The sequence below is a fragment of the Cytophagia bacterium CHB2 genome (genome assembly GCA_030263535.1).
GTDB lineage: Bacteria > Zhuqueibacterota > Zhuqueibacteria > Zhuqueibacterales > Zhuqueibacteraceae > Coneutiohabitans.
This window is the reverse complement of record SZPB01000045.1, coordinates 1-24,685: the sequence shown is the minus strand read 5'-3', so window position 1 is coordinate 24,685 and position 24,685 is coordinate 1. Positions and strand designations below refer to the sequence as shown.

Genomic DNA, 24,685 nt, shown 5'->3' with positions numbered 1-24,685 from the left:
GGCGAGATTATATCCGGCCGCGCATAGCAACAGACGGTATAATTTTTATTACCACAAGCGTTGGCAAGATCTCCTACGCCGGTTCGGGCCTATCGTGTGGCAAATGCTGAGAAGAAAAAAACAAATGAACGATTTGGTAGCAGATGAAAAAAAGCGGCTGGTGTTGAAACAATGGTTGGCGGATTCTAACGCAAAATTGCTGAACGACAATGCCTGATTTTTTCCAGTTGAGAGCCATCGTGTGAAACTTAGAGTACTTTTAGTCTCGAACTGGCCCGGCCTGCGCATCCGCGCTTTGTGGCGGCTGGCGCATAGCCGCCATGAAATCGCCGGAGTTTTCATCCATCAAAAGAGCAGTAATGCGCCAATGCCTGGCTTGTTGATGAAAACCGCTTCCCGGTTGCCGAAGGCGCATGCCGTTGCCAAGCGCATCTTCGGTGCACGTCAGGCCGAGCGTGTCGCGCTTGGGCGCGCGGCGCATCTGAACAAAGTGCGGGTGTGTGCGTGTACAGATATCAACGACAACCGGACGTTGGAAGTTGTCAGAGAACTAAACCCAGATGTTCTTTTAACCATGACCTGGCCGAAAAAGTTTGGCGCAGAGTTGCTCAATTTGCCGCGATTCGGTTGTATCAATTGCCATCCCTCACTATTGCCGAAACATCGCGGACGCTTTCCGCTTACCGCAGCATTACTAGCCGGTGAGACGGAAACCGGTGTGACATTTCATTTGATGAATGAGGAGTATGATGCCGGGGACATACTCCTGCAAAAGCCGATCACCATTGCGCCGCAAGACAACGGCGTCACGCTTTTTAAAAAATGCGGCCTCATGGTTTTGGATTCTCTAATTGAAGTTCTGGATGGTATTGCTGAAGTCCGGCTATCGCCCAGGCCGCAAGAAACGCAGCAAGACTCCCTCATGCCGGGTTTAAACCAAACCGACGGCTTGATCGACTGGAATATGGCGTCCACACAAATCGCGTGCAAGGTCCGCGCGCTTTATCCGTGGATCATGCCGCACACGTTTCATCGTGATCAGCGCATCGATTTCATCGCCTGCGAGGCCGCAGCCGGCGCAAACGGAGCGGCGCCCGGACAGGTTTTGACATACACAGATAAGAGTATACTGGTCGCCACCCAGGACGCGGCAATACTGGTCAAATCCCCGCGGGTGACTGGTTTCAGTCAGTGGCGTTCCAGATCTTACCTAAAAACCCATATCAAAAGCGGCGGTCTTTTGGGCGCAAAATCATAATGTTTTGCAGGAAATTTCTGCACTTTAATTTCATCGAATGTATTTATGGCATAGATTGGCAACCAACAGAAGGGGTATTCGCAGCGCCAATCGCCATGCCAGATTCAAATCTCATCTGTTCGAATTTACAGTCATTTCCAAAATTTATTCGTCGATACATTTTTTATTGTAACAGGATCACGTCAATGGCTATTGAATATATCGGCCTGGAGACGACCAATCGTTGCAACTATGCATGCATTCATTGCCTGCGGGCTGATATTGCGCCGAGAAAGGATTTGCCGCCCGACTTGCAGCAGGCCATCGGCCCCAGGAATCCCCGGCGCGACATCCCATTGGAACCTCTCACTTTATGATGTTCCAACTGATTCTGTGAATTTTGCCGCCGGTACTCAAGAAGTAATAGGCTGAATCATGAACGCTAAAACGACTAAAATGTTTAAGCAGTCCAAGAATTTAAAAATATTGTTAGAAATGTTTGCTTTTTTAGCTGCAACGCCCTTGCTTATGAGATTCTATTCATTAGACCAGTTTCTTAGTCTGATAACGCCAAGCCCGAAGCGGCATTGCAACTCCAATTCCCAAAGCACAAGTTCAAGGATCAACCAACTGGGAAGTTTCCTATTGAAACGCGATTGTTTGTTTCTTAAAAAGACCTGTCTCAAGCGCTCGTTACTCTTGTATTATTTCTTAAGAAAGAATGGCATCGAAGTTCAAATACACTTTGGCGTTAAAAAATGTGGTAGTTATTTGGCAGGACATAGCTGGCTGACACTAAAAGGGAACTTGTTCATGGACAAAAACCGCGTTGCTGTTGCATTTACTCCGATTATCAGTTATCCCAAGCATATCGAACCAAGTTCAAATTAGGAGATGATTTTATGAAAGGCAAAGATATCCTGACTGCGTCGGAAAGTGGCCGCGCGAAAACACTTGAGGTAACGCAAACGGCAACCAAGAAACCTTATCAAGAACCCATTTTGACCAAACACGAGCAGTTGCTCGAAAACACCCACTTTGGCGGCGGTGGCGACGTATCGGGCATTATACTCGATCCGTAACTCATTAACCTCGCCATCCAATAGCTAGCTACCCTTCATTGTTTCTTAATATCGGATATCAATTCGCAAGTAAAGGCGCCTTTGCCTCAAATGGCAAGGGTGCCTCCATTAGAACATTTTTCGATCACAGTTGATAAAACAGTGGATTTCCATGCTAAATTTCTTTGCACGATTTATGGTGTCAAAATCTGCGTCACGACTGACAGTAAACGCGCCAAAGAACATATTATTACCCTACTCAATGGATTGCCCAGCTCATCCTCGTCAGCAAGTTCGGAAGCAGATATCGAATTGGATATTTTCACGAGGGCAGGTTCTCTTCAAGATCCACATCTCCCGCCATATGTAGAAAGGGCACTTGAACCGAGATCGCTTTTTAAAACCCATCGAACCAAGGATAAGTGTTATGTCGTGCTTGGGAATTCTTGGCTGTGCCTTTCATTGAAAAACCGTACAGGCATTGGTGTTTTGGAGGAAAGTATTTGGTCGTATCACTGGATTATTTTACAGCATTTCTTTCTAGGTGGGCTATGCCTATTGCTTCGCACATGCGGCCGATTTCTTTTTCATGCAGCTGGCTTGGAACACAATGGCAAGGGATATTTGATTTTAGGAAAATCTGGTGCTGGAAAATCAACAACTACTCTAAGCCTGGTAAGACATGGATGGAAATATCTCGGCGATGATGCATTATTACTGCATCAGGCAGGTTCGCATATCGAAGCTTTCGGCATTCCCGTCAATTTCAAAGCCGACGACCAAACTACTAATAGACTGTTCAAAAATATCAATGAGAATCTTGCTATCAAAATAACCCATGATGCTAATTTCCCATATTTTTCTAAGCGTTATTTGATGATCGACAAACTTTACCCTAACCAATTTAAAGGGCATTCTATTCCAAATTTTTTGCTATTTACCCGACCCACATCACAAGAAAAAAGCGAACTCGCACTTATGAGAAAAAGTGAGGCGCTCAAAGGTGTCATTGAAGCCAGTCCACATTTCTCACTTGATTCTGATAACGTGGATTTGCTCAGCACACTTGTACGACAAACAACTGCCTATCAATTACTCGCAGGCAAAGATGTTTTTGAGAACCCACGTGGTTTTGAAGAACTCCTTTTGAATGGCTGTCAATAGGAACTCTTGACAAAGCGAATGATATGATAACCTTACATTCCAAATTCAAACCCAGCCCACAAGCGATCTACACCAGACTCAGCGAGGATGAAGGCGTGTTGCTGCATCTGGATACCAAGCGATACTATACGCTGAACGAGACCGGCTCCGCCATTTGGAATCATCTGGATAAGGGTCTCAGTCTCGCTGAGGTTGCGGGGAAGTTGCAATTGGAATACGAGGTGGAAATCCAACAGGCGCAAAACAGCGTGCTCAGGCTGGCGCAAGAGCTTAATCAAGAAAAACTCGTCGAGCTTTGTGGCGAGTGATACAGTCAAAACGGGTTCGTAGTTCCTATCGCATCATGTGCAATTTATCTGTCTTGCTCATAAACAAAAGCATGCTGCCAGTGCGCCGCATGTCCAACATAATACTCCCTCCTGCTTCAATTGACTTGTTTAAACATCACCGGTATGTTTTTGTCAGTCGGCGCGCCGATTTGAATCAACTGCCAATGCTGATCGTAGCTCTGGATAAGGCGTTGCAAACACTGGGCGCGCGGCAGCGCCGCTTCCTCACATTGCTCCCATGCAAAAATTTCCACGCGATAATGATACGTCTGCTTGCGGCCATTGATTTTTACTTCAACCTCAACCTGCTGATCCGCCTCCACGGCGGGCAATTGAATTGAAATCGTCGGCATTTCGATACTCCTGTTGAATTTTAGCCTACCGAAAGTAAACCGCGAGAATAAAACGAGGCCGCGGCCTCATCTGAGCTACATAACCTGAAACAATATTACTTTCTTGGGTACAAGCCAAAATCGCTTGCCTCCTTTTCACCGCGTTGCTTTTTGTTACTCATATCGCAGCGCTTCGACAGGATTTGCCAGTGCGGCCCGAATCGCTTGCACGCTGATCGTTAGCCAGGCAACCAGCAGTGCGACCAAACCGGCGAGTAAGAATGTATCCAAACCCAGGTTGATATGATATGCAAAGTTTTGCAGCCAGCGCGCCAGCATCCAATAAGCAACTGGCGAGGCGATTGCCGTAGCCAGCAATACCAGCACTGTAAAGTCCTTCGAAAGCAACATGACAATTTGTGTTACCGAAGCGCCCAATACTTTACGTACACCGATTTCTTTCGTGCGTTGTTCGGCCGTGAATGCCGCCAATCCCAACAACCCGAGACAGGCGATAAAGATTGCCAAGCCCGCGCTCACGCCAAATATTTTTCCCAGGCGAATATCTGCTCGATAAAAATCATTAAGACGTTCATCGAGAAAATTGAACTCAAACGGCGTGGTCTGATCGAAACGTTCGTGTACGCGCTGCAAAGCAGTGAGCGTTCGCGGCAGATTTTCCGGGCGCAGGCGGACCGTGAAATAATCAATCGCCTGAATCGGATTGTTCCAGTGCCCCAAAATCAGCGGTCCGATCTTTTCGTGCAGCGATTGAAAATGAAAATCCTTCACCACGCCAATGACTCTGCCACGAAACTTGCTGGCCGGCACGCTAAGCTCCTCGCCCAGGGGCGACGTCCATCCGAGCAGTCGTGCTGCAGTCTCGTTGATGATGATTGCCGAGGTGTCCGTACCCATGGTATTTGAAAAATTTCTACCCTCTTGCAAGTCAATCTCGAAAGTTTGCAGAAAATCCTCGTCAATGCCGACGTAGTAAAGCGTATGCGCCGTCGCAGAGGGCGCCCGAACAGGTACGGCTGCAATTTGCATGAGATTTTTCCATTCCCCCGGCACGCGCGAGGACACCGATGCGTGCGTAACCTCCGGTATCTTCGCCATCTCATTCTTTATGGAAAAATGATTCCGGCGGGCGCTGCCGCTATTGATGTCGATCACCACAAGCTGCTCCTGATTGAAACCAAGATTTTTGGTGCGTATGAAGCGAAGCTGCCGTGCGGCCGCGACAGTCGCGATAATCATGATAATCGACAAGGCGAATTGCGTTACCACCAGGACGCGCCGCAATCGCGTCGCTCCGGCAGGCGCATGAGAATCGCCTTTGAACAAAACAGTTGGGCTAAGCTTGGCGAGATAAAATGCCGGATAGCTGCCGGAAACAATGCCGACGAAAAAAGCAAGTGCGGTCAAAATTAGAATCATCGTTCCACCGTGCCGGTCAAAATTGAGCGCCAAGTCCTTCCCACTGAAGGCATTGATACTCGGCAGCACCAACTCCACCAGCATGAGTGCAGACAACAAACTCAAACATGAAAACAGAATTGATTCGCCCAGGAATTGTCCAACAAGCTGGCTTCTAAAGGCTCCGGCAACTTTACGCATACCGATCTCTTTGGCGCGTTTCAAGGCGCGCGCAGTGGCGAGATTCATGTAGTTGATACATGCGATGAACAAGATGAAAAATGCGATAGCGGCGAATACATAAAGATATGAAATGTCACCCTGGTCGCGGTTGCGGTCGAATTCCAAATGTGCCGAATGAAAGTGAATATCGCGTAATGGCTGCAATGCAACTTGACGCAGATTTTGAGGACTCTCACCCCGATGCCGGCCTACGACAGCGTTGATCCTGGCGTTGAATGCGGCAACATCAACCGGTTGCTGCGTGAGCACGTACGTGATAAACGACTCGGAATCCCAAGAATCAATGAACTGCTTCCAGCCGCGATTGGCTTCAAGCGTTGCAAACGAAACCAGCATATTAAAATCCAGATGCGAAAGTCGCGGCGGATCCGCCATGACTCCGGTCACGTGCAACTCGCCAAAGCGGTCCGTCGTAAGGACTTTTCCAAGTGGATTTTCATTGCCAAAATATTTTTGTGCGGTCGTTTGAGTGAGCACAACGGCCAGCGGTTCCTGCAAAACCGCCTTCGTCTCGCCCTGTAGCAGCTTGAAATCAAAAATTTCAAAAAAGCTCGGTTCGGCAATCAGGTAATCCCCTTCATAAAAATGGCGCTCGCCATAACGTGCGGAAAAACGCCCAGTACCAAAACGGTCGCGCAAGCGCACGGCGCTGACAACTTCCGGGAATTCCCGTGTTAACGCTGGCGCCAGAGGCCCCATCGTGAACGGAAAATGGCGCTCGCCTTTCTCCGGCGACGATTCGGTCTCGGTGATGCGATAAATGCGATCGGCTTTTTCATGAAATGCGTCGAATGCCAGTTCATTTTGCACGTAGAGCAGCAGCAAAATACAGCAAGCCATGCCCAGAGCCAATCCTGCAACATTAATGGCGGAGTAGGCTTTGTGCTTGCGCAGATTGCGCCACGCAATTTTAAGATAGTTCTTGAACATGGTTTTTCCTTATTTCGTGACTACTCGCTTGCCGTGCTGCGGTTATGCCTGTGCGTTCTCCACCTTTCGCCAAATTTGTTTGCACGGATCAGCTCTTGCGTTGTCCTACCTTCACTCGCACTTTCGAGACCAGTCGCTTGCTCTTGGAGTTTTATTTACCCGGAGGCTTTTCGAATAAGCCCCAGCAAGGTCTTTAACGTTCTTCCCGCTCAACTCGGCCATCCAGCAAATGAATCACGCGATTGCCGTATGCGGCATTTTTCTCAGAATGTGTGACTTGTACGATCGTCGTGCCTTCTTCATTCAACTTCTTAAACAGCGCCATAATTTCTTCGCCTTGAGCGGAATTGAGATTGCCAGTAGGTTCATCCGCGAGAATCAGTTTGGGATGGACGATCACCGCGCGCGCGATGCCGACGAGTTGTTGCTGCCCGCCCGAGAGCTGATTTGGAAAAAGATCTTTCTTCGCGACAACTTGAAAGCGATCGAGAATATCGGCAATCATGCTCTTGCGCTCGGAGGTTTTGACTTTTTGATACAACAACGGCGTCTCAAGATTCTCGTAAACCGTTAGTTCATCGATCAAATGATAGCTTTGAAATACAAAGCCGATATAATTCTTGTGCAATTCCGAACGCTGCTTTTCGTTGAATTTGTGTACAGGTTGGTCGAAAAAATAGTACTCACCGTCGTTCGGTTCATCCAGCATGCCAAGAATGTGCAGCAACGTCGACTTACCCGATCCTGAGGGTCCCATGATAGTGACAAACTCCCCGGGCTTGATTTCAAGATTGATGTCCTGCAAAACATACGTCTTGAGAAATTTGTTCGAATAAAATTTAAATACGTTTTTCAAACTGATCATTGTGTTCTCCGTCTTCAGATGTTTGCGAGTTTAAACATGTTTCTAGGGCGCACCGGCAAATACCCATGTGAGAGTCATTCATACCGCAACGACTCGACGGGATTTGCCAGCGCGGCTTTGAGCGACTGATAGCTTACGGTCAGCAAGGCGATCACCAACGCCAGCGCGCCGGCCAAGATAAACATGCCGGCGCCGAGGTCGATCGTATAGGCAAAATTTTGCAACCAGCGATTTATGAAAAAATAAGAGAGCGGTGGCGCGGCGATAACAGCGATAAGCACCAGTTTCGCTAGGTCTCGCGATAATAGCCCGGCCATTTGCTCCACCGAAGCGCCGAGCACTTTGCGAATGCCGATCTCTTTGGTACGTTGTTCGGCAGCGAATGAAGCGAGTCCGAACAGGCCGAGACATGAAATAATAATGGCGAACACCGCGGCGTAGGTAACGAGGGATTCCAGGCGTTTCTCGGCGCGGTACTGCCGGTCAATGTCTTCATCTAGAAACGAAAATTCGAATGGCTGGCTCAGATTGACGGCTTTCCATTTTTGCTCGATGAACGACAGAGAAGCCGGGATCTCCTGCGGCGCGACTTTAACGAGAACGTGTGACAGCGGCATAGAGTCACGTACATAAAGAACTGCCGGCTGAATGGCGCTGTGCAAAGATTGAAAATGAAAATCTTTCATCACGCCGATGATCGTGGGATTAGCCGGAATGGCGCGGCTTTGAAATTTTTTAAACGTCTGCCCCACCGGCGAGGTCAGCTCAAATTCCTTAATAAAGCTCTCGTTGACAATCACGGCCTGCGTAGCGTCGGTGGAAATCTCATGCGAGAAATTTCTGCCGGCGATGAGCCGCATGCCGAGCGTGGGAATGAGATCGTAATCCATCCGATAATGAAATACCTCGACCGTTCTTCCCTCTTTCTCTACGCCGGTGCTGGATGAGCCTCGTGCAAACGAGCGTGACATGGCGGTGACCGCAGCGATGTTGAGATGGCCGGCCAGCTCGTTCTTCATAAAATTGAAGATTCGATCACCTTGTTCGATATTTTGAAAACTAGCACGGGTGGGAAGAACAACGATTTGTTCTGTTTCGAATCCAATATCCTTTTGCGAAAGGAAGCGAAACTGTTGGGCCATCAAAAGGGTGATGGTCATGAGTGCAACCGAAAGCATAAATTGGGTGACGACAAGCGTTTTGGTGAAAAGGTTCTTGCCGCCAAATTTCAGTTTATTTTTGAAAAGTTCTGTCGCCGGTAATTTCGAGAATCGCCAGGCCGGATAACCGCCGGCAACCAGGCCGGTAAGAATTATCAGCCCCGCTACCACCGCCCCAAAGGGCCATTTTCCATATCCGAAAGCCAACGTTCGATCGGCAAGTTTCGCGAAGGTTGGGGCCAGTGCTTCCGCAGCGCCCATTCCCAAGATAAATGCGAGCAGGCTCAGCGCCAGCGTTTCGAAAATAAATTGTCTGAAAAGCTGCTGCCGCCCGGCGCCCAGCACCTTGCGCATGCCGAATTCTTTGAAGCGGTTGGAGGAACGCCCCAGAGAAAGCATCGCAAAATTGAAACAGGCGATGAATAAGATCGCCAACGCGATGCCGGAAAGAATGAACAGGGTCGTGGGGTTGCCGCGAGGGGATAAACCGTTGCCGCCGGCAATCGCACCGAGATGATACGAGGTGAACGGTTGCAGCTTGATTTGAAAATCGCTCAACGTGAGCTTCTCAGCCTGCAATAATTTTCCCAGATTTTTTTCGACGAAAGCGGAGAACTTCGCTTCGGCTGATTTGGCCTGAATGCGATCGGCAAACAACACGAACGTATTCGAATCAAAGCCGCCCCAATCCTGCAAAAATCCTTTGCCGAACACCAACTCTATTCTCTCAAACGGCAGCAGAAAATCAACTTTCAGGCTCGAGTTTTCCGGCATAGGCGAAAAAACGCCGGCCACGGTCAAGCTTTGCTTCTCGTTGCCCAAATCAAAAAAGAGCACTTTGCCAATGGGATCCTCGCTGCCAAAATATTTTTCGGCCATCGCCTCGCTCAAGATCACGCTGTTGGGATTCCTGGTCGCTGGCGCAGCATGTCCTTGCGCGAGCGGAAAACTAAACATTTCGAGAAAAGCCAGATCGGCGAAAAGAACCGATTCAACAAACATCTTTTCTTCGTATTGAACCACCGTCTGTGTGCTCAAAAATCTCACGGCCTTTTCGATCTCCGGGATTTGTTGTTCGAGCGCCGGAGCCAGCGGCGCCGGCGTGGCATATCCCGTTTCACCTTTCAGCGTAAGAACAACGCGGTGAATGCGCTCCGCCCTCTCATGAAATTTGTCATAAGACAGCTCGTGCAGAATCAAATTGGCAAGCAGGATGCAACAAGACAGGCCCAGGGCAAGTCCGAAAAGGTTGATAAAAGAATAACCTTTGTGCTTCAACAGATTTCGTAATGCGATTCTGAGATAGTTTCCCAGCATGGCTTCTCCATTTGGGATTGCGGATGTTGAATTGAAGTTTTCAAACCGCATTTCGAAATCCACAATCAGCAATCATTCGTATCGCAGCGCTTTTGCCGGATTGATGAGCGCGGCGCGCAACGACTGGCTGAATACAGTCAGCACGGCAATCGTGAGCGCAATCAAACTCGCAGCCAGCAGAGGCAACAGGTCCATATTGATGCGATAAGCAAAATTCTGCAGCCATTTGCTGGACACATACCACGCCAGCGGCCAGGCTACGAGATTCGCCAGGGCGACCCAGCGCACAAAATCTACAACCAACAGGCGCACGATCACACTTGTTGAAGCGCCCAAGACTTTGCGCACGCCGATTTCTTTCGTGCGCTGCATGGTCGCGTGGCTCGCCAATCCAAACAATCCCAAACAGGCAATCAGAATCGCGAGGCCCGAAAAAACATTGACGATGGCGCTGGTGTTGAGATCGCGGCGATAGAGTTTTTCGAATTCAGCATCCAGAAAAGTGTAGGTATAGGGATAGTTTGGAAAAATTTTTTGCCAGACGTTTTCCGCAGTCTGCACGGCCTCGGAAATTCGCCCCGGCTGCACGCGCGCAGCCAATAGATTTCCCGGCGCGCTGGCGATCGGAAAAATCACCACCGGTTCGATGTTTTGATGCATCGCGGCAAAATGAAAATCCTTTACAATGCCAATGACGCGCGTGCCGACGGAATCATTTGGTCCGAAGTACAAGCGCCGGTTGAGCGGCTCTTTCCAACCCAGCTTGCTCGCGGCTGTTTCGTTCATTAGCACCGCATCGACGGTATCCGTCGGCATCTCACGGCTGAAATTTCGTCCTTGCGCGATTTGCATGCCCAGCGTCGGCACGGCTTCCGAGCTGAGAGAAAACGCGCTCCAGATCCAGATATCTTCATCGGACACGCCTTCGGGACGGACGCGCGTGCGGCCAAACGTGCGCCCCGGTATGTTGCCTGCTTGCGCCGCAGAGATGAATGCGCTATGCTGCAGCAATTCCTGGCGAAATGTTTCCAAACTCCGCCCCATAGCTTGATCGACCACATCGAAGATCAAAACCTGCTCGCGGTTGTAACCAAGATCTTTGCTCTTCACATATTGCAATTGTTTTTGAATGATGAGCGTGGCGCCGATCAATGCGATGGAAAGCGCGAATTGAAACACCACCAAGCCGATGCGCAACGCCGCGCCTTTTTTCCCGGATTTGAAATTTCCTTTCAACACGGTAATAGGTTTGAAGCTCGACAACACAACTGCCGGATAGGAACCGGCGAGCAGGCCGACCAACAAAAGTAGTGCAACCAAGAACGCGACCAGCGGCGCGTTCTTCGTCAACTCCAGCACCAGAGAAGTCTGCGTCAATTGATTCAGCCACGGCAAACCCAGGAACGCAAGGGGAATTGCCAGAAGCAGCGCCAGCAGCGTGAGGAAAAACGATTCACCGAGAAATTGCTTCATCAATTGCGATTGCTCAGAACCGACGACTTTTCGCAAACCCACTTCTTTGGAGCGGCTGGCGCTGCGCGCGGTGGAAAGGTTCATATAATTCACCGCGGCAATGATGAGAATCAACAGCGCAATTGCGGTGAAGATGTACACATTATTGATGTCGCCCTTGTTGGTCACGGGATCGAAGATGACATCGGCGGATCTGAGGTGTACGTCCAACAACGGTTGCAACACCACGTCAAAATTCGGCGAGACGTTGTTGTCTCGAGCCAGTTTGGTGAACTTCTCCGCCAGGCCTTCCGTCGCAACGCCGGGCGCCAAGCGAATGTAGGTCGGCATCGCGATGGCTTGCCAAGTTTCCGTAAAGACTGGTTGCGTAGAATTGGGCGGCTGATTGGCTTTTAATTGCGAGGTGATCGTTGAGATGGCGCCGAGGGCGTCAAATTCGAGATGCGTGTTGTCCGGCAAGTCCGCAAGAACGCCGGTGATTTGCAACGCTGTGCCATTGCCCGTGGTTACGGTTTTACCCAAGGGATCTTCCTCGCCGAAAAGCTGTTTGGCCAGTGATTCTGTCAGCACCAAACTGAACGGCTGGGCCAAAGCAGTGGCCGGATCGCCCTTCAGCAAAGGGAAATCAAAGAAATTAAAAAAAATCGCATCGGCGGAACGCAATTGTTGCGCATAAATGGCCGGGCGATTCACTTCAGGCCGCGACAACAGCGTTTGGCCGCCAAAATTAAGCCGTAACGAGGCCTCCACTTCGGGAAACGCGGTGGGCAGCGCCGGCCCCATCGCCGGCATGGAAATGCCAACACGCTGATTGTTCGTGCCCAACGCTTTGTCGATGGTGAGCACACGATATATGCGCCTGGCGTCTGCGTGCATATTTTCGAATGATAATTCATGCTGAATGAAAAGCAGAATCAGAATGCATGCCGCCATGCCGATTGCCAACCCGGCGATGTTGATAAAAGAATGTCCCTTGTGCCGCAGCAAATTGCGCAAGGCGATTTTGAGATAGTTTTTTAGCATAAGAACGTCCGAAATCCTTGAACTCGATATTCCGGGTTAGCAATTTAATTCGATTACTTGGCGTTGGGAACTGCAAACTTGGAGCGGAGAATTTGACATTTCCCTGCGTTTCGCCATTTCTTCCGCTCGCTGCCCTCTGTTCATTCCGATCGTCATGTGCGAACAGTCTCGCCGATGGTTTTATCCAAAACAATCGACAAAACAAATCAATCTTATTCGGGATTTTTGAGCACCGCAGACAAATTCACTCTGGTGACATTCCACGATTGCCGCCCAACAGCGATGGCTGCGGTAAGCAGGACCAGCGCGTTTGCCAGCAGAAACGGCGCGAGGCCGGGCGCGTAATTTCCAACAAAAGGGGCTGCTTCACGCAGCAAAAGGCGGGTCGCGACGAAACTCAACACCGTCGCGAATGCGCCGGCGCCTAAAAGCAGAAACAAGAACTCGCGATTGATCAACAACAGAATCTGCGCGACCGAAGCGCCGAGCATTTTGCGCACGCCGACTTCTTTCAAGCGCCGGGCGAAATGTTGCGCGGCCAGGCCATACAAACCCATGCAAGCAATCACCAGCGCGAGTCCGGCAATGTAACCGAAGCTGCGCGAGAGCTTGTGAAAAGTGCCATAGAAGCCGTCAAAAACTTCGCTCTGAAAAAAATAATTGCACGGCGTGTTCGGAAAAAGCTGCTGCCAGTCCTGCTCGATCTGTGCAGCGACTTGTTTACCGCTGCCGGGGGCGAAGCGCACGGCGAGATTGCTGAACGTATTCTCTTCGGCGCGAAAGAACAGAGCCGGACGGCTTGCGCCGGTGGCAAAAAGCTTGAAATCACCAACCACGCCGATGATCGTGTACTCTTTCGTTTCGATTCGCAGTCGCTTGCCAATAGCATCCGTCCAGCCTTGTTTGCGCACCAACGTCTCGTTGACCACCACCGCGTTTTCCTCTTCCACACGGCGATTCGCATCAAAGAAGCGTCCCGCGACTAAATTCAGGCCGAGCGCTTCGGGATACTCAGCGCCGACGTCGTAACGCGAGGCCTTTTGTTTGGTTTCATCAACTTGAAAAACTTCCGGACGCCAGCCTTGACCAATATGATCCGCCGACCCGGCAACGCGCAGCACGTTTGGGCTTTTCAAAAGTTCATTGCGCAGCAGATGGAATTGCGCGCTGTCATTGAGCGGCACGACCAAAGCCTGGCCGGGATCGTAGCCCCATGAACGTTTTTCCCACACGCGCACCGTGGCCAACAGCAGAACTGTGATGATCACCGCCAGAAACGCGAGCGCGAACTGCGTTGCCAACAAACCGCGGCGCAAAAAGTTTTTACCGGAAAATTTCAACCGGCCGGTGAAAATCGCCACGGGTTTAAATGATGAAATATAAAGCGAAGGATACGCGCCCGAGGCCAACGCCGTGAGCGCCAGCAAACCCGCGAGCATCAGCCACAGGCCGGTGTTCTCGAGCAAAGAGAATTTTATTTTCAACACGAAGTTTTCGTTGAGCAGCGGAACGAGGAACGCTTCCGTGATCATAAGCCCGAGCAGCAACGCGATAAAGCATAGCAACAAATTTTCCGACATGAATTGCGCGACAAGCTGCTCGCGCCGGCCGCCCATGACCTTGCGAATGCCGATTTCTTTCAAGCGCCGCGTCACCCCGCCGAGCGAGATGTTCACATAGTTGAAGCAGGACAATGCCATCATCGTCAGCGCGATGAGTGAGAACATCAGCGTCAACACGGGATGGGGCGCTTCCGCAGGCCGGCGATTGACGTCATAAGCTCCGGGCATCGGGTTGCGCAGATTATCGAGGGCAAACGAAACGATGTTCGCTTCGGGATTCCCGGCGTTGAACGGCGCAAGATAACGCGCCATTTGCGGCGCGAGTGACGCGGCGTCTTCGGGCCGGCGCAGTTGCACAAACACGCAATTGCTCGCGCCGATTTTCCAATCCTGCGCCTGCAGCGATTTGTGTACCGCGTGATAGCCGGTGAGCAGATCAAAAACAAAGCCGACATTAGTTGGAAAAGGTTTCGCCACGCCCTGCACGACGAACTGCTTGCGCTCTTGCTCGTCGGTCATCAACGTGAGCGTGCGGCCAATGGGCACCTCCTCGCCGAAATATTTTTGCGCCATGTTCGCGCTGAGGATGATGGCGTTCGGATCAGCAAGCGCGGATGGATCGCCGTATTGCAGCGGAAAAGTGAACATGGAGAAGAAGTCCGTGTCCGCATAGACGAGCACTTCGTTGAAGGCGTTCTCTTTGTTGAACAACTTCACGCCTTCGCGCTGCATGCGCACGACACGCTCGACTTGCGGGAAATCCGCGGCCAACGCGGTGGCAATGGGCGCCGGCGCATCGCCCCAGAATTGTCGCTCGCCGTCGATTTCGGTGACGTATTCCACCATGAAAATGCGCTCACCGTTTTCATGAAAATTGTCGAGCGTCCAGTAATTTTGCAAAAAGAGAAACACGGCGATGCAGCACGCCACGGCAATCGAAAGGCCGAAAATGTTGATGAGCGTAACGGTTTTGTTCGCGAGCAGATGGCGCCACGCGAGGCGGAAATTTGTGGAGATCATGCTGTTGTTCCTTGATCAGTTCTCAATGGCCTGCATTCAATCGCGCTATTTACCCATTACGTTTTATTACTCATACCGCAATGCTTCCACCGGATTCACCAACGCAGCTTTGATCGCTTGCAGGCTCACCGTTAGCAGCGCGATGAGCAATGCAGCGCCGCCGGCCAGCGCGAACACCCACCAGCCGATGTTGACGCGATAAGCAAAATCTTGCAGCCAGCGATTCATGGCAAAATAGGCAACCGGCCAGGCAACAAGATTTGCCGCCAGCACGAGTTTGACAAAATCTTTGGAGAGTAATCCGGCGATGCTGACCACGGAAGCGCCGAGCACTTTGCGTACACCGATTTCTTTGGTGCGTTGTACAACGTTGTAGGCCGACAAACCGAGTAAGCCGAAACACGCGATCAAAACAGCGAGAAAAGCAAATGCGCCAAAGACTTTTCCGAAGATCATGTCGGCTCGGTACTGCCGGTCAAAAAGCTCGTCGAGAAAATAGAAGCTGAAGGGATCCGCCGGGAAATGTTTCTCCCAAATTTTTTGCAGCGCGGCAACGGTTGCTTGCACCTCGGTAGCTTGAATCTTTGCCGAATAGTAGCCGCGTATGTTCGGCCGCAGCAGCATGATCATGGGATCGATGGTCTTTTGCAGCCCCTGTTGATGAAAGTTAGCCACGACACCGATCACCGTGAGCGTGTCGCCGCCGCGCCGGATTTTTTGATTGATCGCGCTCTCGATACTTTCAAAACCAAGCTGCTTCGCGGCCTGCTCGTTGAGTAGGGCCGTCTTATTATCCGTGGTGAAATTTTCAGAAAAATTCCTGCCGGCTTTCAATTCAAGATTATATGCCGGAACAAAATCATAGTCCACGCCAAGATGAAACAACGTAATTGTTCCCGCGTCTGCAACGAGACGGCGCCCGCTGGTCGTCCAATAAATCTCTTTGCCCATGACGCTCGACGAGGCCGTGAGATTCTTAACACCGCTGATACCTAACGCCTCGTTCTTGAACGGTTGAAATGCATTCTGATACAAGGAATCGCTGAGCGAAGCCGCGGCGTCCAGCACCAAGGTCTGGTTGATATTGGCGCCCAAGCTTTGCTGGCGCATGAACTCGACCTGCCGATAGACGATCATGGTTCCCGCGATCAATGCCACGGAAGCGGCGAACTGCGCGACGATGAGTCCTTTGCGCAGCGCTTGCGAGTTGCGCCGGTTTTTGAAAACGCCTTTCAACACCAGCCCCGGCTGATAGCCGGATAACACGAACGCCGGGTACAATCCCGCGAGCAGCGCGCCGGCAGCGAAAATGGCAAGCGTGCCAAGCCAATAGTTGGCCGGCAGGTTAAAGCCCGAGGCCTCCGCTCTGCCGATAAATTTGTGAAACACCGGCGCCAGCTCCAAGACGGCCAGCAAAGCGACCACCAATGCGATAACGTTCAATAAAACACTTTCGGTAAGAAACTGGCGGATGAGATCGACGCGGAGCGCGCCAAGAACTTTACGCACGCCGATTTCCCGGGCTCTTTCCATCGAACAGGCAGTGGCAAGATTGATATAATTGATCCAGGCGATGCCGATAATAAAAAATGCAATCAGAAATAAAAATGAAACGGCGCGGCCATTGCCGTTGACTTCAGCTTCCTGATTGTAGTTGGAGTATAAATGAATGTCAGAAAGCGGCAGCAGCGCCAGCTCGTTGCGGATGTTGTTGTTGCGTGCAAACTCGCGGCTGTTGAGGTGGCGGTCGCAAAATGCCGGTAGCTTCGCTTCCAGGGTCTTCCAATCGGCGCCGGGTTGCAACAAGATATAGCTATAGAAATCATACCACCCCCAACTCGTTTCCGTCGCATTTGTAGTGTCGCCCCATACAATGCGCGCGAGTTTTCCGAGTGTGGCATAGGAGACCAGATACTCGATGGTGAGATGCGAATTGCGCGGATAATCGCGAAACACGCCGGTCACTTCATACGACCAGGTGCCTTGCGGATCGCGCACTGTCAACCGCTTTCCCAGCGGTTCTTCATCACCAAAATATTTTTTTGCCATTGCTTCCGAGATGATGATCTGATCGGGCCCGCTTAACGCGCTAGCCGGATCGCCTTTCTGCAAATTGATCTCGAGCATGCGCAAAGACGAAGGATCGGCAAAGTAGCCTTTGGTCTCGGAGAATTTCATATTGCGCGCATCATTCGCGAGCAACAGCTCGGCGTCGTGCAGGCGGCAAAAATCCTCCACTTCCGGAAAGTCTTTTTTCATCGCCGGCGCAATCGCCGGATAGATGGTGGCGGACTTCCACATCAACTCGCCGCCACGAAACGAATCCAGCCGCACGCGTACGATGCGATCGCCAAGGTCTTGAAAGCGGTCGTAGCTTCTTTCGTGCGCGACATATTCAAAGATCAGCAGAAAGCAACCCAGGCCGATGGCCAATCCCAGAATATTGAGCGCGGCATACGTCTTCCGTTTTTTAAGATCGCGCAGGGCGATTTTGAAGTAGTTTCTGAGCATTATAAACTCTCCGGTCAAAAATGCCTGCAAGAAGCGGTTTTTACCCCTTCGGTTTCACTCAAGAATCGTGCCCTCGTTCTTTTTCAAGGAATTACAGCGTGTTGGCAGGGTGATGAAAAAATGAAAACTGTCCGCTGGCATAGCAGTAAGTGTTCGCTGGCGGACAGCTTTTATCAATTTGCAAAACTTGAAATTGACTGTCGAGTCATGAGAAAAAAGGGCGGCAATTTCGATCGGCTGCATTCTCGGCTTCGATGCGCCGTTTAACGGAGTGGTCAAACGGATAGCGCTAATGAAGAGAATAAAACTGCACGGCTGCGCAAAGTGAAATGAGGTTTGATCCTTTACTTTCACTCCGCACGTTGCTATTCATATCGCAATGCTTCAACCGGATTCGCCAACGCCACTTTAACTGCTTGCAAGCTGATGGTGAGCAACGCAATGAGCAGTGCCAATCCGCCGGCGAGCGCAAAAATCCACCAGCCGATGTTGATGCGGTAAGCGAAGTTTTGCAGCCACTCGTTCATCGCGTACCAGCCAATCGGCCATGCCATCAAGTTGGCGAGAAGCACGAGCTTGACAAAATCTTTGGATAGCAAGCTGATCACGCTTGCCACCGAGGCGCCCAACACTTTGCGGATGCCGATTTCTTTCGTGCGCTGCTCGGCGGCGTAAGCAGCCAGGCCAAACAAACCGAGGCCGGCGATGGCAAGCGACAGCACGACAAAAACCGTAAAAATTTTGCCAAACAGCTTTTCGGCTTGATATTGCCTCTCCAGGCGTTCATCAAAAAACGAATATTGCAGCAGCGCATTGGGAAAATGCTTGTGCCAGGCCTGCTCGACAAACTTTATCGTTGCGGCCAGTTCCGTCGTGCTGAGTCGCACGGTAATGCGCGAAAACTGATTGGGCCGCGTGAGACTGAGGGCAACAGGCTCGATGCGCTCTTGCAGCGTCGTGAAATGAAAATCCTGCACCACGCCGACAATCGTCCCGTTTCTACTACCGGAACGGAACGGCTTTCCCAAAGCCTGGTGTGGATCGCCCCAACCCAGGACGCGTACCGCCGCTTCATTCACAATGTAAGCGCTGCCTACGGTATCGCCTGGCGCTTGCGGAGAAAAGTTGCGGCCGGCAACGAGCTTCATGCCATAGACATCCAGGTAATCATAGCCGACCTGATGTTGATAAATGCTGGTCGAGACGGATTTGCCGCTGCCATCAACGGTTTCGACATGAGAATTGCCCAAGCCGCCGACGCTCAAGCCGCGCGAGACGGTTACGCCTTTGATCGACGGCTGCGACATCAACTCGTCGCGGAAGGGTTGCACGCCGTTGCGTACTTCCGCGAAACCGTTGACATCAAGGACGAGCAGTTCTTCTTTGTTGAAGCCTAGATCTTTGCCGCGCATGAAATCCATTTGCGACTTCACCACGCCGATGCCGACGAGCAGAATGATGGCGATAGCGAACTGCACAACCACCAAACCTTTGCGCAACGCAATGCCGGCGCCGGATGACTTGAACGCCCCTTTCAACACCTGTGCCGGCCGGAACATGGAGATGAAGAAAGCCGGATAAAGTCCGGAGAGCAAGCCGACCAACACGGTTGTGCCGAGGAGAAAAGCAAGCAACTCATTCGAAAAGAGGGGTTCGATTTGTTTGCCGGTGAGATCGAAAAAGAACGGCTGCAGCAGTTCCATAAAAATGAAGGAAAGCGCCAGCGCGATCGCCGCCACGAGCGTCGATTCCACCAGAAATTGCCGGATCAATTGCGGCTTGACCGCGCCGAGCACTTTTTTGACGCCGACTTCTTTGGCGCGACCCAATGAGCGCGCCGTCGTCAGATTCATGTAGTTGATGCAGGCAATCAACAGAATGAACACACCCACCGTCGCGAAAATATACACTGTGCTCATGCTGCTCGTGGCTTGAATTTCATAACGCAACCGCGAATGCAAATGAATATCGGCGAGCGGCTGTAGCGAGAAGGTATAAAACATTTTCATCGCACGCATTTTCTCGCCGAGATAGCGCTCGGCATAGTCCGGCAGCTTCTGCTCGAAGGCTTTGGGATCGGCGCCTGCTTTCAACAAAACATACGTGTAAAAGCCGTTCCAAAAATATCGCCATTCGGAAGTGCGCGCCTCTGGATTGTACGTTTCAAACGTGTTGAACGAGCCGAGCATGTTGAAGGTGAAATGCGCGTTCCGGGGCGGGTCGGGCATCACGCCGGTTATTTTGTACGGCGCGCCGTTGCCGCTGGGATCATAAAGATAAAGCGACATGATTTTGCCGACCGGATTTTCCTTGCCAAAATATTTTTGCGCGAGGGATGCAGTGAGCACGAGGCTGTAGGGCTCACGCAGCGCCGTGTTCATATCGCCGCTGCTCAGACGATAATCAAACATCTCAAAAAAGCTTTGATCGGTGAAGAGCACGCCCTCTTCCAGGAACTGATTCTCACCGTATCGTACGATGCAATCATTCATATCGAGCCGGACGGCGTTCTCCACTTCCGGATAATCCTGCTTCAACGCCTCGGCCATCGGCGGCGCGGTGACAGCCTGGTCGAACGTCTCGGCGTCGGTTTTCACGTTGCCGGCAATGCGATAAATGCGTTCGTGCTTTGTGTGAAAACGATCGTAGCTCAGTTCGTGCATCACCCACGCCGCAATCAGGCCAAAGCACGTCAAGCCGATGGCCAGACCCAACACGTTCAGCGCCGTGTAGGTTTTTCCGCGCAACAACGTGCGCAGGGCGATTTTGAGATAGTTCTTGAACATGGCTTCTCCATTTCGGGTTTGGGATTGCGGACTTCGGAAGCCTGACTCGTTATTGTTCCGCAATCCGAAATCCCCAATCCGCAATCATTCGTACCTTAGTGCCTCCACCGGATTCGCCAGCGCCGCTTTGATCGCCTGCCAGCTCACCGTCAAACACGCCAACCCCAACGCTGCCAATCCCGCCAGCAAAAAAGCGCCGAAACTGATTTCCGTGCGATACGCGAAATTTTGCAGCCATTGGTTCATCGCAAAATAAGCCACCGGCACAGCGACGAGGAAAGCGATGCCGACTAGCTTGGCAAAATCCCGTGAGAGCAAGAGCACGATTTGCGAAACCGAAGCGCCGAGCACTTTGCGCACGCCGATTTCTTTGGTGCGCTGCTCCGCCGCAAAAGCCGCCAGCCCGAGCAGGCCAAGACACGCAATGAGAATCGCCAGCGTGGACGAATAACGAAAAATCTGGGCCAGCCGTTCTTCATTAAGATAGAGCCGTCCGAAATCTTCATCCAAAAAAGAATACTGAAAGGGATACTGAGGCTCGAAAGCTTGCCACTTCTCTTTGATGAAAGCCAGCGTTGCAGCAATATCATGCGGCGCAATCCGCAAGACAAAGCGGCCAACGTATAGCGGCTTGGGAAAGATTTGAAGCACCATCGGCTTGATCGGTTCGTGCAGGGATTGGTTGTGAAAATCTTTGATGACGCCGATCACCGCACCTTTTTTCGTGCCCGAATCCCAATCGACGGTTTTGCCGAGCGCATCATCCCAGCCGAATTGTTTGGCCGCAGTTTCATTGATCAAAAACGCGCCGGTGGCATCAGCAGGGAAACTCGCGGAGAAACTTCTTCCGGCCGCCAGCTCGATGCCGAGGGTTGGAATGAAATCATGATCGATGAAATAAGTCGGCAGCGTCAAGCCGTCTGCAATGCCCTCGACGTTATAATAATAATTGCCTTCGCCGGCGCCAGGCACTTGCGAGGCGGCGGCGACGCTGAGAATATTGGGATTCTGCCGCAGCTCGTGCTTGATGGCTTCATAACGCGAATTCACCGAACGATCTTGAATCGGCAGCACGACGACTTGTTCGGTATCGAAGCCGAGTTTCTTGTTGCGAAAAAATTCAAGCTGGCTGCCCACGATCATCGTGCTGACGATGAAGACGATGGAGATGGCGAACTGCGCCACCACCAAAACTTGCCGAATCCGCGCGCCGGCGGGGCGGGATTTTGTTTGCCCTTTCAACACGGCAATTGGCTTGAATGAAGAAAGCGCGAACGCGGGATAGCTTCCCGCAATGATTCCGACCAGCAAGCCGAGAGCAAACAAAGCCCCAATCGTCGATAAATTCGCCGCAAAATCAATATCCAAATTTTTGCCGACGAGTTGATTGAACGCCGGCAAAAGCAATTCAACCAGGGGCAAGGCCAGCGCGAGCGCGCCGAGAGCAAGCAGAATCGCTTCACTCAAAAATTGCCGGATAATCTGCAAGCGATGCGCGCCCACCACTTTGCGCACGCCGACTTCCCGGCCGCGTTGCAGCGAACGCGCCGTTGCCAGATTCATGAAATTGATGCACGCGATGATCAGAATGAAAGCCGCGACGATGATAAGAATGGAAAGCGTGGCCATGCTGCCGCGCTCGCCCAACTCGCCGTTGATTTCGGAACGCAGATGGAGGTCAGTGATGGAATTGAGAAACAGACGTTGCGTCGCCCCCTCACTTTGATCGTGATATTTTGCCGCCAATGCCGGGAGCTTCGTTTCAAGCTGAACGGCATTGTGTTCGTCGCGCAAGAGAATGTAAGTCGAGGTGACGATGGAGCCCCACGACGTCACGTTGGGGTCGTTTTGCGCGCGCAGGGTTTCGTAGGACGCAAGAAAATCAAATGCGAGATGCGAATTTTCAGGAATGCTTTTGAGCACGCCGGTGATGAGAAAATCGCCGGTATTGATAATCGAAAGGGTCTCGCCAAGCGGATTAGCGTCGCCAAAATACTTTTCGGCCATCTCCTGCGAGAGTACCACTGAATAAGGCTGCGTGAGCGCGCTTTGAAGATCGCCCGTGACCAGCGGAAACGTGAAAACCTCGAAGACGGAAGAATCGGCATAAAAGAAGCGCGGCTCCACAAACTTTTTCTCGCCGGCTTGCACCAGCGGCTGGTACATACGGTAAAACCGCACCGCGCTCTGCACTTCAGGGAATTCCTGCACCAACGCCGGCGCCAGCGGATGCGAGGTGCGTGCGCTGGTCCAAATCTCGCTGCCGAATTGGCCTTCGTTGCCGACGCGATAAATGCGGCCGGCGTTTTTGTGAAAGCGATCGTAGCTCAACTCCTCGCGCACGTAAAGCATGATGAGCACGCAGCACGCAATGCCAATCGCCAAACCCGCGAGATTGATGAACGAATAGGCTTTGTGCTTGAGCAGATTTCTGACCGCGATTTTGAGATAGTTCTTGAGCATAGAAACTCCATTAAACTCAAGGCGCAATTTGGAGAGCATCAGGCTTTCGTTTTGTGTTTCAACAATTATGCCTTGCTGTTTTTCAAGAATTTATCTCAGCTCTAAAAGAGAAATTTTTAATAAAGCTGTCCGCTGGCATGACAGTTTGTGTTCGCTGGCGAACAGCTTGAAATAGATTTTATAGGTTGCTTTTCTCGCTTTAAAACTATACTCTTTGCCGTCATTGGGGCTTTAGGTGTCCTCCTAATTTATTCGTTTAGGCTGGAAATTGTGGTGCGACATTCATGTCGCGCGCGGTTTTCGCTCGCCATAAATGTCGAGCCGCTCAAAAACTAATCCTAAACGAGTATAACTTCGACAAGTTTGGTGCTTGCCACGGGAGGATAGCATGATGTTTGCTTTCCAGCCGCGCAGTCTTTCAACCTGGGTTGCGCTGTATTTAAGTTCCCCACTTTCGCTTTTTGCGCAAGACTTCCATTTCGAGCAGCTTTCTACCGAGCACGGCCTGCCGAACAGCATTGGCGTGTTGCAAGTGATTTTTTTGCTCATAAAATGAGGTTGACAACATGAAACGATGCTACTCTTTGCTCCTTGCGGCGTTTGCCTTGACCACGGCTTCCTCGCTTTGCGCCCAGTTCGCAGCTTTAGAATTTGAGAATTTCACCCTTGAACACGGCTTGCCGAACAATAGGATTAGATGCATCTTTCAAGACAGCCGGGGCTTTGTGTGGATTGGCACGGAAAACGGTTTGGCGCGTTACGATGGTCACGGCTTTAAAGTTTATGCAAGTGTTCAGGACGACACCACCTCGCTTTCAGCCGATCGCGTTCTGACCATCTTCGAAGATCGATCACAAACATTGTGGTTTGGCACCGCCAACGGCCTGAATCGCTTCGACCGCTCCTCGGAAAAATTTAACCGTTACTTTCCCAGTTCGGAAGATTCGCTCAACCGCCGGGCAGCCGATGTCAGAGCGATTTACGAAGATCGCGACGGCACGTTGTGGGTCTCGTTTGTGGCGGGAGCGAATCATCTCGGCGGATTCTACAAGTTTGTGCCCAAAACGCAGACGTTCATACGTTACCATAATAATCCCGACAATCCAAAGAGCCTCAGCCAAAATCTTCTTACTTTCCTTGTGGAAGACGATGCCGGAACGTTCTGGCTCGGCACTCAGGGGCGGGGCTTGGATCGCTTCGATCCCAAAACCGGCGAGGTGATAAAAAACTATCGCCACGATCCTAACGATCCCAACAGCGTCAGCCAGAATAATTCCTTGTATGTTTGGTACGGCCTGAGAGATCGCCGTGGTCGGCTTTGGTTCACCTGTTACGGCGGCGGACTCAACAGATATGATCCCAGCCTCGACGGGTTTGTACACTATCGCCATGATCCCTCAAACCCTCGCAGTCTTTATAGCGATGCAGTGCTGCCGATCATGCAAGATTCGCAGGGCATGATTTGGGTGGGAAACGGGGTGTTGAGCCGCATGAATCCCGACACCGAAGTGTTCGAGCATTTTCGTTTTTCACCGCGCCAAGGCGAAGCCGTGAGCAACTTCATGCCCTACGCGTTGCATGAAGATCGCGCGCACAACCTTTGGGTGGGGACGCGCGGCAACGGCATTTATAAAGTCAATCTCAAGCCGCAAAAATTCACGCACTACCAGCGCAATTCTGAAGACTCGAATAGCCTGATTGACAACGACATTCGTATTCTCTACGAAGATGTGAAGGGCGTCATGTGGATCGGCACACGCGAGAGCGGTTTGAGCCGTTTTGATCCCGTT

General features: G+C 51.3%; 15 protein-coding genes. 6 read left to right on the top strand and 9 right to left on the bottom strand.

Translation table 11 applies throughout. The annotated features are described in order from the left end of the window. Positions 1 to 241 precede the first annotated feature (241 nt). The 5 genes from FBQ85_06875 (at position 242) to FBQ85_06855 (ending at position 3,770) form a co-directional block, all read left to right on the top strand. A complete protein-coding gene (locus FBQ85_06875; GenBank protein MDL1874879.1) occupies positions 242 to 1,258 on the top strand; it encodes a methionyl-tRNA formyltransferase in 1,017 nt (338 codons plus the stop codon). Between the two features lie 414 nt (positions 1,259 to 1,672). Further along, positions 1,673 to 2,128, top strand: a complete 456-nt coding sequence (locus FBQ85_06870) for a lasso peptide biosynthesis B2 protein (GenBank protein MDL1874878.1) — start codon at positions 1,673 to 1,675, stop codon at positions 2,126 to 2,128. Positions 2,129 to 2,139: 11 nt separating this feature from the next. Next, on the top strand, positions 2,140 to 2,319 hold the full coding sequence (locus FBQ85_06865; protein MDL1874877.1) for a hypothetical protein: 180 nt from the start codon (positions 2,140 to 2,142) through the stop codon (positions 2,317 to 2,319). A 90-nt stretch (positions 2,320 to 2,409) separates the two neighbouring features. Beyond that, on the top strand, positions 2,410 to 3,462 hold the full coding sequence (locus FBQ85_06860; protein ID MDL1874876.1) for a hypothetical protein: 1,053 nt from the start codon (positions 2,410 to 2,412) through the stop codon (positions 3,460 to 3,462). A 23-nt stretch (positions 3,463 to 3,485) separates the two neighbouring features. Continuing rightward, on the top strand, positions 3,486 to 3,770 hold the full coding sequence (locus tag FBQ85_06855) for a PqqD family protein (GenBank protein MDL1874875.1): 285 nt from the start codon (positions 3,486 to 3,488) through the stop codon (positions 3,768 to 3,770). A 116-nt stretch (positions 3,771 to 3,886) separates the two neighbouring features. Here the strand turns inward: FBQ85_06855 and FBQ85_06850 are convergent, their stop codons facing one another. From FBQ85_06850 to FBQ85_06810, 9 genes are all read right to left on the bottom strand, one after another. Continuing rightward, complete coding sequence (locus tag FBQ85_06850; GenBank protein MDL1874874.1) at positions 3,887 to 4,144, bottom strand: hypothetical protein; 258 nt, start codon at positions 4,142 to 4,144, stop codon at positions 3,887 to 3,889. Between the two features lie 153 nt (positions 4,145 to 4,297). Further along, complete coding sequence (locus FBQ85_06845) at positions 4,298 to 6,715, bottom strand: FtsX-like permease family protein (GenBank protein MDL1874873.1); 2,418 nt, start codon at positions 6,713 to 6,715, stop codon at positions 4,298 to 4,300. A gap of 193 nt (positions 6,716 to 6,908) precedes the next feature. Next, positions 6,909 to 7,580 (bottom strand): ABC transporter ATP-binding protein, encoded by a 672-nt coding sequence (locus tag FBQ85_06840; protein MDL1874872.1) that lies wholly within the window; start codon positions 7,578 to 7,580, stop codon positions 6,909 to 6,911. Between the two features lie 74 nt (positions 7,581 to 7,654). Then, the gene (locus FBQ85_06835) at positions 7,655 to 10,108 is read right to left on the bottom strand and encodes an FtsX-like permease family protein (protein ID MDL1874871.1); all 2,454 of its coding nucleotides are present in this window, start codon (positions 10,106 to 10,108) and stop codon (positions 7,655 to 7,657) included. A gap of 21 nt (positions 10,109 to 10,129) precedes the next feature. Continuing rightward, positions 10,130 to 12,553 (bottom strand): FtsX-like permease family protein, encoded by a 2,424-nt coding sequence (locus tag FBQ85_06830; protein MDL1874870.1) that lies wholly within the window; start codon positions 12,551 to 12,553, stop codon positions 10,130 to 10,132. A gap of 212 nt (positions 12,554 to 12,765) precedes the next feature. Next, a complete protein-coding gene (locus tag FBQ85_06825) occupies positions 12,766 to 15,135 on the bottom strand; it encodes an FtsX-like permease family protein (GenBank protein MDL1874869.1) in 2,370 nt (789 codons plus the stop codon). 66 nt (positions 15,136 to 15,201) lie between these two features. Then, positions 15,202 to 17,646 carry an FtsX-like permease family protein gene (locus FBQ85_06820; GenBank protein MDL1874868.1) on the bottom strand — a complete coding sequence of 815 codons (2,445 nt, stop codon included), beginning with the start codon at positions 17,644 to 17,646 and terminating at the stop codon, positions 15,202 to 15,204. Between the two features lie 365 nt (positions 17,647 to 18,011). Continuing rightward, the gene (locus FBQ85_06815; GenBank protein ID MDL1874867.1) at positions 18,012 to 20,432 is read right to left on the bottom strand and encodes an FtsX-like permease family protein; all 2,421 of its coding nucleotides are present in this window, start codon (positions 20,430 to 20,432) and stop codon (positions 18,012 to 18,014) included. 84 nt (positions 20,433 to 20,516) lie between these two features. Beyond that, complete coding sequence (locus FBQ85_06810) at positions 20,517 to 22,934, bottom strand: FtsX-like permease family protein (protein MDL1874866.1); 2,418 nt, start codon at positions 22,932 to 22,934, stop codon at positions 20,517 to 20,519. Between the two features lie 527 nt (positions 22,935 to 23,461). Here FBQ85_06810 and FBQ85_06805 point away from each other — a divergent pair. Further along, a partial coding sequence (locus FBQ85_06805) for a hypothetical protein (GenBank protein ID MDL1874865.1) occupies positions 23,462 to 24,685 on the top strand: 1,224 nt, incomplete at its 3' end.